The sequence below is a fragment of the Bacillus sp. FSL R5-0439 genome, assembly GCF_038008805.1.
Lineage (GTDB): Bacteria > Bacillota > Bacilli > Bacillales > Bacillaceae > Bacillus > Bacillus safensis.
Window position 1 is genome coordinate 3,005,357 of the sequence record NZ_JBBOZW010000001.1, and the last position, 12,680, is coordinate 3,018,036.

The window sequence follows — 12,680 nt, forward strand, 5'->3', positions numbered from 1 at the left end:
TATATTTTTCGTCAAGTTTTGCTTACATGCAAAGATGTGTTCATTTCATCCATCCGTCCGATCAGAAGTGCTTCTTTAGTATTCCGCAAAAAGTGAAACCAACACATAACAATCCATCTAGGCAAAAAAAGGCTGAATCCAGATATTCAGCCTGCTGACAAAATTTTCATCATATGTATTGTTCAAATGATGAACAATAGACCTTTTTTTATTTTACACGAAAACTCCAACATCTGCTGACATTGAGCTCTTAATAAACAAAAAAAAAGAGCGGAATCGCCCTTTTTTCGTTTCACCCTTTATTTAAAAAATAAGACCTGGCGGGAAGACGCCATTTGAATAAGTAGGAACAAACCCTGCATACGACGAGGATGACAAACAGCAGATATAAAGCAAGCTCGCCTTGCGCTAAGCCGAGTCCGACGAATAAGCCGCCAAGTGCTGCCCATACGGCGTAAATTTCTGCTTTTAGCACAAGCGGCTTTCGTCCTGCTAATAAATCACGCACAATTCCGCCGCCGCTTCCAGTCAAAACGGCTGCCACAATGACCGCACTGAGCGGAAGTTCTCTTTGCACAGCAAATAGTGCGCCTTGAATCGCAAACGCTGCTAAACCGATCGCATCCGAGAAATTTCCCCATGTGCTCCAGTGCTTAAGCAAAAGCTTTGGAAAAAGAAACACAATCGTAATAGATACAAGGGCAATGGTAAACATTTTGCCCTGTGACCATAAAGCAGACACCGGAAGACCAATTAATAGATTCCGAATCGCTCCACCGCCAAATGCTGTCACAATCCCTAAAATGTACACACCAAGAATATCGTACTCTTCCTCCATTGCCACAATCGCACCACTAATGGCGAATGCGACAATGCCAATGATACTTAAGACTTCCCATGCCATTTTCCGCTTATCTCCTTACCATTATCTAATCATCTAATACTACTCCCTTAATGTATATCTGACACAGGCGAAAAGCAATACAAATTTTCTTTAAATTTTATCTTTTTGCAAAAATAAAAAATAGCCCGCTTATAAGCAGACTACAGATTGTTGACAAAGGGCTAAAATGATCTTTATTTTAGCTCTTTGTCTTCTTTTCAGCGTGATAGAAAACCTTTGAAGTCTAGGAAGGACGAGTACTGGAGCGGAGCGAATTTGACATTCGTGAGCACCAGCGCGCAGGACTGACAACGAATGCGAGGGTTTGTCTACACGCTGATAGCCCGCTTATAAGCAGGCTATCTCCTTCAATCTTCTTTTGCATTTAACAGCAGCATACTAATGATGATGAGAATAAATGCAATAAGGGCTAGTAGTGGAATGGTGATAAAACCAAACCAGTTCAAATAATCAACAGAACAAGGAATACCGCTCAGGCAAGGGCGAATCGATGCAAAGCCAGGTATCTTTTGTTCCATATAATGATAGATAGAAAAACAAGCGCCAATCACAGCCAAAGGCAGGACATAATATTTTATTTTGACATCGCCTCTGAATGTCGCAATTCCAAGTAAAAGCACAAGCGGGTACATGAAAATGCGCTGAAACCAGCACATATCGCATGGGATAAACTTTTTTACTTCACTTAAATACAGGCTGCTCATCGTCGCAACGATAGAGACGATCCAAGCACTGTATAAGTAAACAAGCTTATTCTTCATGATTTTTTCCCTTTGAGCTCTTGATCAATTAATTCTTTGATTTCATCATAGTCATAAAAGTTTTGGACTTGTTTATTGTTAATGAAAAGAGTTGGTGTTGCATTCACTTTATATTGGTTCACAAGCTGATCGTCTGTGTTCAGCTGCGGCTGATATGTTTTCTTCGATAGGTTATCTTTAAGCTTGTCCGTATCTACTTTTGTTGTCTTTTTCGCTAGCTCCGTCAGCTTAGCAGGCGTGACCCATTCTGCTTCACTATCTGGCTGTGCTTGATAGACAGCTTCATGAAATGCCCAAAAGTTTTTCGGATCTTCCTTCCACACTTCTTCAGAAGCTAGTGCTGCTAATACAGCGCCATCTCCATGAACAGGAAGTGGCAAGTTAATAAACGAAAATGATACATCGCCTTTATCTATGTAGTCCGCTTTCAGTTTTGGGAAAATGTCTGTTTCAAATGATTTACATGAAGGACATTTATAATCCCCAAACTCGACAATTTGCACGGCTGCGTTTTTATCTCCCATGACAGGCTGTCCTTTAATAGAAGGCTTACTGTCAACCGTTTGTGCTTCTTTGCTGTTGTTGTTCCCAATGACGACGAATAATCCGATGAGAAGAGCTGCGATAATGGTTAAAATAACAGCAAATTTAATGGATGAAGATTGATTATTTTTTTTACTCACAAAAGCACCTACCTTATCTTTTTCATTCCTTCAAAAGAAAAAGGATAATAGCTTAGAATAATGCCATTATCCAACTTCTTCTATTTTAACAAGAGGGGATTCATTATGAAAGATGGTATTCATGAATTTTTCCTTACAATTTTATTTCATCACCCTCATGGCATTTAAAACAGCGAGTACGGTCACACCGACATCCGAGAAGACGGCTTCCCACATGGTCGCAATACCAAATGCACCGAGTAATAGGAAAACCCCTTTAACCCCAAGAGCAAATGCAATGTTCTGCCAGACAATCCTTCTTGTTCGTTTAGCGACAGCGATGGCTTCTGCAACTTTTGACGGTTGGTCTGTCATAATGACGATATCAGCCGCTTCTACCGCTGCATCTGAACCAAGTCCGCCCATCGCAATACCTATGTCTGCTCTTGCTAATACCGGTGTATCATTAATGCCATCCCCAACAAATAATAATTTTTCTTGAGGCGCTTTTTTCTGATCAATTTCTTCTAATTTTGTTACTTTATCCTGCGGTAATAATTCTGCATGTACTTCATCTATGCCAATTTGCTGGGCGACCGCTGTTCCGACTTGTTTGGCATCACCAGTCAGCATGACAGTTTGAATGCCAGACGCTTTTAGAGCGGAGACAGCTTCAATTGCATCATCCTTTAATTCATCTGCAATCAAGATCGATCCGGCAAACTCACCGTTAATCGCCATGTACACAACCGTTCCGCTTCGTTTTTCTTTTTCATATGAAATGCCTTCTCGTTCCATCAAGCGATGATTTCCCGCCAAGACTTGTGAACCACTGATGGTCGCTTTAATTCCATGTCCTGCAATATCCTCATATGCTTCGATCTGGCTTTCATCAAGCGGAGAACCATATGCCGCTTTAATTGATTCAGCAATCGGATGTGAAGAATGAGCTTCTGCTAAAGCTGCAAAAGAAAGCAGCTCCTCTTCTGACCACTTTTCGCTAGCTGTCACGATATTGGTCACCGTAAAGTTTCCTTTTGTGAGTGTGCCCGTCTTATCAAATACAGCATAGCTCACAGAGTTCAGTGCTTCTAAATAGTTACTGCCTTTTACAAGGATGCCTCGTTTAGAAGCTGCCCCAATTCCCCCGAAGAATCCTAATGGGATGGACACGACAAGCGCACACGGACATGAAATAACAAGGAAAACGAGTGCCCGGTAAACCCAGTCAGACAATTGTGCTGATGGAATGAGAAGCGGCGGCACAAAGGCAAGCAGTAATGCCAATACAACAACAGCCGGTGTGTAGTATTTTGCAAACTTTGTAATAAAGTTTTCTGTCTGCGCTTTTCGGCTGCTCGCATTCTCAACCAAGTCTAAAATTTTCGTCACTGCCGATTCGCTAAGTCCTTTTTGCACTTCAATTTCAAGAATCCCGTTTTGATTCACAAACCCTGCAAGAACTTCCTTCCCTGCTTCTACATCCCGCGGCACAGACTCCCCTGTTAATGCGGAGGTATCCACGAGTGAAAAGCCTTCAATGACGAGGCCATCAAGTGGAATTTTTTCGCCTGGTTTCACGACGATACGGTCACCGACTTTTACTTCTTCCGGCTTCACTTTTTTCGTTTCATTTCCTACTTTGAGATTCGCATATTCAGGGCGAATATTCATTAATTCACTAATGGATCGTCTTGAACGATTCACTGCTGCCCCTTGGAACAGCTCTCCAATTTGGTAAAACAGCATCACTGCCAGTGCCTCTGGATATTGCTGAATCACAAAAGCGCCAGCTGTTGCAATGGTCATTAAGAAGTTCTCATCAAATACTTGGCCGCGCACGATATTTTTCAGCGCTTTAAAAACAACATCACCGCCGACTAGTAAATAGGCTGCGAAAAACGTGATGAATTTTAGTAAGCCATCTTCTGGTATGAAATAAGCCGCTGTTCCAATGACTGCACCGCCAATTAATTTCAGCACAATCGCTTTTAAATTCTTTGTCCCATGATCATGATCGTGATGATGGCCTTCTTCTTTTGGTGATACACTCACATGAGGTTCGATGGACTGAACCGTTTTTTCAATACGCTTTGACATCGTTTCTTGCTTATCTGCATGTGTGACAGTCAATGTCCCTGTCGCAAAATTAACGGAACAAGCTTCAACGCCATCCATTTTGCTGACACCTGTTTCAATTTTACGTGCACAGTTTCCACAATCAAGACCGTTTAATACGTATTCATCCTTCATTTTTTTCATGTTCTCACCTTTTTTCTATATGATAAGTAACGTTCCCTGGATCGATTAAACCTATTAAAAATCAAAAACTTTATATATGAGCATATATTCATATATTGGATTACCTTTATTATATGAGGAGTTCTTGTCTTCTGTCAATCATTTATGAAGAAATAATTGGTTTTTTTGTGTCCGATTCTGTCATACGGATTTTCAATAAATCAAGCTCATGTCCCCTGCTCCCCGCATAACATAAAAACGATCGTTTTCAGTTTTTCTCTTTACAAAAGAAGGACAGACGCTTAGAATAAAATAAAAGTTTCCCTAAGGAAACAAATTAGCATTAGAGAATCATTTCATCCTTTAGTCAAAATTATTTATTTTATGCATATATCTTTAGGAAGTGCAATCATGATTGAAAGGGGCCGCAAGAGATGTCAAATGCTTTAACAATCGACCGTCTTCATGTCTCATATCACGGACAAGATGCATTAGAGAACGTCTCTCTTTCCATACAGGAAGGGACAATGACAGGAATCATCGGTCCAAATGGTGCTGGTAAATCGACGTTACTCAAGGCATGTTTGGATTTAATTGAAAAAGATCAAGGGGATATTCGTTTTTTTGAACAGCCCTTTAAACAAGTGAGAAAACAGATCGCCTATGTACCGCAGAGAAATGATTTAGATTGGACGTTTCCCATTCATGTACTGGATACCGTACTACTTGGAACATATCCGAAGCTCGGACTAATGAAACGTCCAAAAAAAGAAGACCGGGCATATGCGTATCACTGTTTAGAAAAAGTCGGAATGCAAGACTTTGCCAAAAGACAAATCGGTGAGTTATCCGGCGGGCAGCAGCAGCGTGTCTTCCTTGCAAGGGCTCTTGCTCAAAACGCACAGCTCTTCTGTTTGGATGAACCGTTTGTCGGGATTGATATGGCAAGTGAAGAAACGATGGTGCGCATTTTGAAGGAATTACGAGATGAAGGAAAAACCATTTTGGTTGTCCATCACGATTTGAGTAAGGCAGATGATTATTTCAGCCATCTTGTTCTGTTAAATAAAAAACTCATCAAAGCAGGGTCTGTACACGACATCCTTCGCCCAGAGATCATGCTGGAAGCATATGAAACACAGCTGCCATTCTTAAAATCAGCAGGAGGAGACGTGTAATGGAATTTTTAACCGGACTCTTTGAATATGCTTTTTTACAAAAAGCGCTATTTACATCCGTTATGGTAGGCATCATTTGCGGCGTTATCGGCTGCTTTATCATTTTACGCGGCATGGCCTTGATGGGAGACGCCATTTCACACGCCGTACTGCCAGGTGTCGCCATTTCTTATATGCTTGGAATTAACTTTTTCTTCGGTGCCGTTTTAACTGGCGTGTTAACAGCGATTGGAATCGGTTACGTGAGTCAAAACAGCCGCATAAAAAATGATTCAGCCATCGGCATTGTCTTTACAGCCTTTTTCTCAATCGGGATTATTTTGATCACATTTTTGAAAAGTTCGAGTGATCTATATCATATTCTATTTGGAAACGTACTAGCTGTTCGATCAGCTGATATGTGGATTACACTTGGCATCGGCATTTTTATTTTGCTAGCCGTCATCGTTTTCTACAAGGAACTGCTCATTAGTTCATTTGATCCGGTGATTTCTTCGGTTTACGGTTTGCCGAATCGTATGATTCATTATTTTCTCATGACCTTATTGACCCTTGTAACCGTTGCATCACTGCAAACCGTTGGGATTATTCTTGTCGTTGCCATGCTGATCACGCCGGCAGCCACCGCTTATCTCTTGACAGACCGGCTCTGGATCATGATTTATTTATCTGCTTTTTTCGGTGCTGTATCTGCTGTCGTAGGCCTAGGGCTTAGCTTTACGTATAACTTATCGTCTGGTGCTTCCATCGTGCTGGTCGCCACCATTTTATTCGGCAGTGCCTTTATCTTTTCACCAAAGCAAGGCATTCTATGGAGATCATTAAAATCTAAACGAAAACGAACGCACTTAAAAAAGGAAGCGTCTATGTAAAAGGAGGACATATATGAAGAAGGTATTTGCAATCCGTTTGACCGCAGTATTCATTGCCCTTATGATCATCGCAGGCTGTTCGACCCAGCAAAGTAATTCCGGTAAAGATGACGGCACATTAAAAGTTGTCACGACCTACTCCATTCTTTATGACATTGTGAAGGAAGTAGGCGGGCAGCATGTCTCTATTCACAGCATTGTTCCCATTGGTACAGACCCACACGAATTTGACCCACTGCCAAAGGATGTTCAATATACGACGGATGCAGACCTTGTTCTATATAATGGCTTGAACCTTGAAACAGGAAACGGCTGGTTTCAAAAGCTGCTTGAATCGAGCGGCAAGGACGGGGATGATGCACCTGTAGCCGAGCTGAGTAAAGGCGTCAAAGTGAAGCATTTGTCTTCAAAAGGGCTCGAAAGCCAGCAGGACCCCCACGCATGGCTGAATGTTGAAAATGGGATCCTTTATGCCCAAAATGCCCGAGATGCGCTTATTCAAGCGGACCCTGAGCATAAAGAGGATTACGAAAAAAATGCAGAAGCCTATATCAAAAAGCTTCAAGCGCTTCACGATGAAGCAAAAGACAAGTTTGATCAGCTGCCAAAAGACAAAAAGCTCCTAGTCACAAGTGAAGGAGCATTCAAGTATTTTGCAGAGGCGTATGGACTGAAAGCCGGCTACATTTGGGAGATCAACACAGAAAGTGAAGGAACACCAGGACAAATGAAGCGCATCATTCATTTTGTCAAAGATCATCAAGTTCCTGCTCTCTTTCTTGAAACAAGCGTTGATAAACGAAGCCTTGAAAGCCTCTCTGAGGAAACCGGGGTTCCAATCAAAGGAAAAGTCTTCACTGACTCTATTGGAAAAAAAGGTGAAGATGGAGACAGCTACTATAAGATGATGAAATGGAATATTGACACCATTTACAAAGGGTTGTCATCATAAGGAAAGACAGGTGGAGTGAATCCGCCTGTCTTATTTGTCAGCCTGCTATATTTTCCGGATGTTTTTTCGGCCAAATGACGTAGCTGATGCTAATGACAAAATCAATGGCTAGGATCATTCCCCATGTATTGACAAGCTGCATCAGCGCTTCCGTCCGCTCTGGTGCTTGGATGAGATAGGTCAAACCATATAACAGCCCCGCTCCGATGACATAAGAAATGACATGCCGAGCCCAGCCGACCATTTCATACATAGACCGCTCTTTACCGTACTTTGGTTTTCCCTTTGGCTTAGGGCCACCTGCAAAACGATAAGCAAACTTAGCATCTGCCCATTTCACCATTTGATGTCCAAAGGCCAGACTCACACCAATATAAACAGCCGCAAGCCCGTGGATGACAGTCGCCACAGCCCCCTGTCTTAAATCTATATAAGTAGCCGCAAGAAGGATGAGATCTAAAACCGGCGTACAGACAAGAAAGAAAGCACCCCACTTTTTCTGTTTAAACACATAACGAAGCGTTAAACCCATTAAAATAAACAGCCAAAAACCAATTTCACATGCCACAATCAGTAACCCGACCAATTTCCCCACATCCTTTTTAACACAATTGTATTAAATAAAAAATAACACAGATGTGTTAAAAAAACAACAGCTATGCTAAAATCAATGTATGCCAAAAATCGTTGATCACCATAAACAAAAACAAAAGGTCGCTCAAGCTGCAATGAGAGTGATTAAACAAGAAGGTTTGGAAAGCGCTTCTGTACGAAAAATAGCAGTAGAAGCTGGAATTTCAGCCGGCTCTATGCGTCATTATTTTTCCACACAGCAAGAGTTGTTTTTATTCTCCATGAATTTAATTCAGGAAAGAGTCAAGGAGCGGATTACAGGGCTTCCATTAAACGGTTCAACGGAGGAAAATGTCATCACTTTATTGGAGCAGGTTCTTCCACTTGATGAAGAACGAAAATTTGAAATGGAGGTGTGGCAGGCTTTTTCAGTCAAGGCACTGACTGAACCAGATCTACAGCCGCTCAATGCAAAGATGTATGACGAACTTTTCCAAACCGCCCAATATTGTTTAATGAAATTGAAAGAGGATGGGCTGCTGCTAGATGATATCGATCTTTTATTAGAAACTGAGCGGCTTTATGCGCTTATCAATGGGCTTGCATTGAATGGAATTGTACAGCCTCATCGGTTACCGCCTCAGCTCATACGCTCCGTGCTTCAGATGCACCTGCAATCCATCACAAAAAAAGACATGTCTCCCTAATTAGAGAGCATGTCTTTTTTAATCTTCCATAAAAATACGTTTTGCTTCGTAGTAAAGCACCTGCACAAATTTCTTCACATTGATACGGGTGTGTTCTTCTCTTCCGCTCATCTCTTTCGTCAATTCACTCATTTTCTTTCGCACGATGGTGAAATCGAAAAATTTTGATGCGTAATTTTCAAATGTTGGATGGGAAAAATCGGTTAGCCCAAGTGATGCGATATGTTTCAATGATTGGTTGATCGCACGTCTTACCCGCTGCTCGGCTGCCTTTGCTTCTCTTGCGATGTCTGCCGATGTGTAGGGCTCACTTAATTTATCCTCCGTAATCCCAGTGAAAATGATCTTTAAAGAAGGAAAGGAATCATGATGATCAGCATGCAGCGCTAAATACTGGTCTGTAAACAGAATCATATCTAATAAATCTTTAGACCCCTTCTCACCAACAATACCAAGCTCCGCCAGCAAAAACTGCCCTGCCTCTGCAAGACTTTTCCCCCGCTGCTTCGTTTTCGTCTGACCGCGCTGCTGAAATTGCATGACCGATTTAAGCGAGTGCTGAATATTTTCAATTGAATGCTCTAAATGAAGACGTTCAATCATGAGATGGAGGACGCTTAAGACCTCTACACGATTGATCGGCTTTGTCACATAATACTCGACGCCAAGCGTATACGCCTGTCCGATTAATTCCTTTGTTTCAACCTGTGACAGCATTAAATATTTCCCGTGAAACTCATCCTTGATTGCTCGAATCGTTTCAAGCCCGTCTCTTTCCGGCATCAATAGATCAATACATAAAATATCAATGTGCAAATCATTTAAGTAGCTGGCTGTTAACTCTGCGCCATCCTCTGCTTCTCCGGCCACAATACCAAGCTCTTCATCTTCAATGAGCTGAGCCAGTGAAGAACGAACGGCTTCATCATCATCAACAATAAAAAATCTCATCTCCCAATCCCCTCTTTTCTACTGACTTGATCTACTGGTATCGTTAATGTGAAAATCGTTTGTTTATTTGGGATACTCTTCATCTCAACACTCCCACCAAGCTTCTCCGCTGTATCCTTTACATACGCAAGCCCGATACCGCTCGATGGATTCCCAACCTGGTCGTATTTTAAAGTGAAGCCTGGTTTAAAAATAACATGATGATTTCGTTCTTTAATGCCAGGCCCGTTGTCGCTGATTTGAAAAATCACCTGGTTTTCTTTCTGTGAAATAGAAAGTGACACCTCTCCTTCTACAGGAATGGCTTCAACAGCGTTGGATACGATGTTATTTAACAAAGATAGAATGGTATACACGTGATAGGCGGGGTGCTGCCCATCTTCATCATAATGAAAGACGATGTTTTTTTTAAGAGCTTCAGCATAATTTTCATGAATGCGAATGACAAGCCCAGCGATATGAGAAGGACTCTCATAAGCCTGGAAATTTTCCTCATGAATCAGCTTTGATAAGGCAGAAAAAATCCGCTGGTTATCCTTTTTGATTTCATGCACCTCTCCTGCAATTTGCAAGGCGGTTTTACCGAGCTTTTTCAAATCCAATGATTCCGCGTCCTTTGCATGGTGAAGAGATTGATACAATTGATAGGATGTAGCCGTAATGTGCTCAGCATGTGCGAGTGTTTTATGAAAATATGTAGATTCCGTGTAAAGGTTGGACAGGAGCATCAGCAGATGTTCCTTTTCCTTTTTCATCTGACGCTCTCTCGCCTGCTCTTCATATAAGCGAATCATTGTATAACAAGCTAACACGAAAAAGCTTCTGAAAATCGCCAAAACAAATAATTGAAACAGCGTCCGCCCCGTTAAAATTTCATCCATGGTGCCTCGAAGTGCAATGATCTCAACAACGCTTGCGCACAGCTCCATGATGATGCCTGTTGCTCCAATCAGCCAAGGCTGATCACGGAAACGTCTGACCTTCAATAAATAAAAGAGTGTGCCATAGACGACATAATAAAGTAGGGAAGGAAATCTTAATGAAACCGCCTCTTCCAGAGGAAGATGCCCTGTCACTGCTGTATCAAGCAGCACGCGAAACGCAAAAACAGATATCCCAGCGATGATGCCGCTTGCCCATGCAGGAAATCTTTTCATTTGAAGCAGGATAAAGAAAAAGACAACGGTTCCAAAGCTGACCCGAAAGCTGTCCTCAAATGGATAAAATTTAAACTCTCCGCCAATCGGCGTCAGTACAATGAGCAGCACAATTAAATAAGGCTCTGTATTCAGCCATTTTTTTAGTAGATTCAAACGCAGTCACATCCCTAATAATTGACGATAGTATACTATGTGAGCTAAAGAAAAACAAACCTTCATGAAAAAGCGCACACCGGAACTTTGCCGGTGTGCGCTTCTCATGATGCCGCTTAATCTTCTAAACGATCTTTTTCTAAAAGTGATGCGCCAGCAATACCTGGTTTTGTCATTTCAAAAGGATTTAAGATGACATCAAGCTCTTCCTCTGTTAACACATCATTTTGCAGACAAAGCTCACGTACAGATGCGCCTGTAAGAATGGCTTCTCTTGCAATTCGTGCAGCCGCTTCATAACCAATATGCGGGTTCACCGCCGTCATGACACCGGCACTCTTTTCTACATATTCTTTTAATCTAGATTCATCTGCTTTTAGGTCACGCAAGCAGTTGTCCACGAAGGACTCGAATACATTTTTCATCATGCTGAGAGATTGAAGCAGGTTGAACACCAACACTGGTTCCATAACGTTCAGTTCAAGCTGGCCAGCCTCTGATGCAAGACAGATTGTGTGATCGTTCCCAATGACTTGGAAAGCCACTTGGTTCATGACCTCAGGCATAACTGGATTGACTTTCCCTGGCATGATAGATGAACCTGGCTGTCTCGGCGGCAAGTGCAGCTCACCAAAGCCTGCTCTTGGACCAGAAGCCATCAGACGAATATCGTTCGCCATTTTGGACATGTTCATCATACATACTTTAAGCGCAGCAGATACTTCTGTATAAGCATCTGTATTTTGCGTTGCATCAACTAAATCTTCAGCACCAACTAACGGTAATCCGCTAATGTCAGATAGATAGCCAACCACTTGGCGAATATATTTAGGATCTGCATTCAATCCAGTTCCGACTGCTGTTGCACCCATATTGACTTCATATAAATGCTGTCTAGACTGCTTGATACGTTTAATATCACGAGCAAGAACTTTTGCATACGCACTAAACTCTTGTCCAAGTCTGATTGGAACAGCGTCCTGAAGATGCGTACGTCCCATTTTGATGACATGATCGAATTCCTGCGCTTTTTCAGTCATGACTTGATGCATGTTTTCCATCGTATAAAGTAGTTTTTCAATCATATTCAATGTTGAAATATGAATCGCTGTTGGGAAAACGTCGTTTGTTGACTGCGACATGTTCACATGCGTGTTTGGACTTAGCTCAGTATAAGCGCCTTTTTCCTTTCCTAGTAGTTCAAGCGCTCTGTTTGCAATGACTTCATTGGCATTCATATTCATTGAAGTGCCAGCCCCGCCTTGAATTGGATCGACAATAAATTGATTGTTCCATTTTCCTTCGATGACCTCATCTGCCGCTTCAACAATTTTTTCTCCAAGGCCAGAATATAGTCGCTGTGTATCCATATTTGCAAGTGCGGCTGCCTTTTTGACAATCCCTAATGCTTTGATGAGTTCCTCGTGAATACGGTAGCCTGTAATTGGAAAGTTCTCCACTGCACGTAATGTTTGAATTCCATAATATGCTTGAGTGTCTACTTCCTTTTCACCTAGAAAGTCTCGTTCGATTCGAACTTGCTTGTCCTGTAGCTTCGTCATTTGA

At 41.9% G+C, this 12,680-nt stretch carries 12 protein-coding genes; 4 read left to right on the plus strand and 8 right to left on the minus strand.

Translation table 11 applies throughout. The features are described from left to right. Window positions 1–292: 292 nt before the first annotated feature. From NST59_RS15570 to NST59_RS15585, 4 genes are all read right to left on the minus strand, one after another. A complete protein-coding gene (locus NST59_RS15570) occupies window positions 293–904 on the minus strand; it encodes a trimeric intracellular cation channel family protein (protein WP_058838163.1) in 612 nt (203 codons plus the stop codon). A 347-nt stretch (window positions 905–1,251) separates the two neighbouring features. Then, window positions 1,252–1,665 (minus strand): disulfide oxidoreductase, encoded by a 414-nt coding sequence (locus tag NST59_RS15575; protein ID WP_047202387.1) that lies wholly within the window; start codon window positions 1,663–1,665, stop codon window positions 1,252–1,254. Beyond that, a complete protein-coding gene (locus NST59_RS15580; RefSeq protein ID WP_058838164.1) occupies window positions 1,662–2,348 on the minus strand; it encodes a DsbA family protein in 687 nt (228 codons plus the stop codon). The genes NST59_RS15575 and NST59_RS15580 overlap by 4 nt, the downstream gene beginning before the upstream one ends. A gap of 141 nt (window positions 2,349–2,489) precedes the next feature. Continuing rightward, the gene (locus NST59_RS15585; RefSeq protein WP_058838165.1) at window positions 2,490–4,589 is read right to left on the minus strand and encodes a heavy metal translocating P-type ATPase; all 2,100 of its coding nucleotides are present in this window, start codon (window positions 4,587–4,589) and stop codon (window positions 2,490–2,492) included. 413 nt (window positions 4,590–5,002) lie between these two features. Between NST59_RS15585 and NST59_RS15590 the strand changes: the two genes are divergently transcribed. From NST59_RS15590 to NST59_RS15600, 3 genes are read left to right on the plus strand one after another with little or no spacing between them, the layout of a single operon-like run. Then, complete coding sequence (locus tag NST59_RS15590) at window positions 5,003–5,746, plus strand: metal ABC transporter ATP-binding protein (RefSeq protein WP_058838166.1); 744 nt, start codon at window positions 5,003–5,005, stop codon at window positions 5,744–5,746. Beyond that, window positions 5,746–6,618 (plus strand): metal ABC transporter permease, encoded by an 873-nt coding sequence (locus tag NST59_RS15595; protein WP_058838167.1) that lies wholly within the window; start codon window positions 5,746–5,748, stop codon window positions 6,616–6,618. Before NST59_RS15590 ends, NST59_RS15595 begins: the two co-directional genes overlap by 1 nt. Before the next feature lie 13 nt (window positions 6,619–6,631). Continuing rightward, window positions 6,632–7,570, plus strand: coding sequence for a metal ABC transporter substrate-binding protein (locus NST59_RS15600; RefSeq protein WP_039181414.1), 939 nt, complete (start codon window positions 6,632–6,634; stop codon window positions 7,568–7,570). A gap of 37 nt (window positions 7,571–7,607) precedes the next feature. On the opposite strand, the gene NST59_RS15605 is transcribed toward NST59_RS15600, so the two are convergent. Further along, window positions 7,608–8,156 (minus strand): hypothetical protein, encoded by a 549-nt coding sequence (locus NST59_RS15605; RefSeq protein WP_039181417.1) that lies wholly within the window; start codon window positions 8,154–8,156, stop codon window positions 7,608–7,610. Between the two features lie 88 nt (window positions 8,157–8,244). On the opposite strand from NST59_RS15605, the gene NST59_RS15610 reads away from it, so the two are divergent. Next, window positions 8,245–8,850 carry a TetR/AcrR family transcriptional regulator gene (locus NST59_RS15610; RefSeq protein ID WP_039181420.1) on the plus strand — a complete coding sequence of 202 codons (606 nt, stop codon included), beginning with the start codon at window positions 8,245–8,247 and terminating at the stop codon, window positions 8,848–8,850. Between the two features lie 18 nt (window positions 8,851–8,868). Here NST59_RS15610 and NST59_RS15615 read toward each other — a convergent pair whose 3' ends face one another. From NST59_RS15615 to aspA, 3 genes are all read right to left on the minus strand, one after another. Further along, window positions 8,869–9,801: a response regulator gene (locus NST59_RS15615; protein WP_034280916.1), complete on the minus strand. Its 933-nt coding sequence runs from the start codon at window positions 9,799–9,801 to the stop codon at window positions 8,869–8,871. After that, the gene (locus NST59_RS15620) at window positions 9,798–11,114 is read right to left on the minus strand and encodes a sensor histidine kinase (protein WP_268473789.1); all 1,317 of its coding nucleotides are present in this window, start codon (window positions 11,112–11,114) and stop codon (window positions 9,798–9,800) included. Before NST59_RS15620 ends, NST59_RS15615 begins: the two co-directional genes overlap by 4 nt. 116 nt (window positions 11,115–11,230) lie before the next feature. Next, window positions 11,231–12,676, minus strand: coding sequence for an aspartate ammonia-lyase (aspA, locus tag NST59_RS15625; protein ID WP_039181426.1), 1,446 nt, complete (start codon window positions 12,674–12,676; stop codon window positions 11,231–11,233). Between the last annotated feature and the right edge of the window lie 4 nt (window positions 12,677–12,680).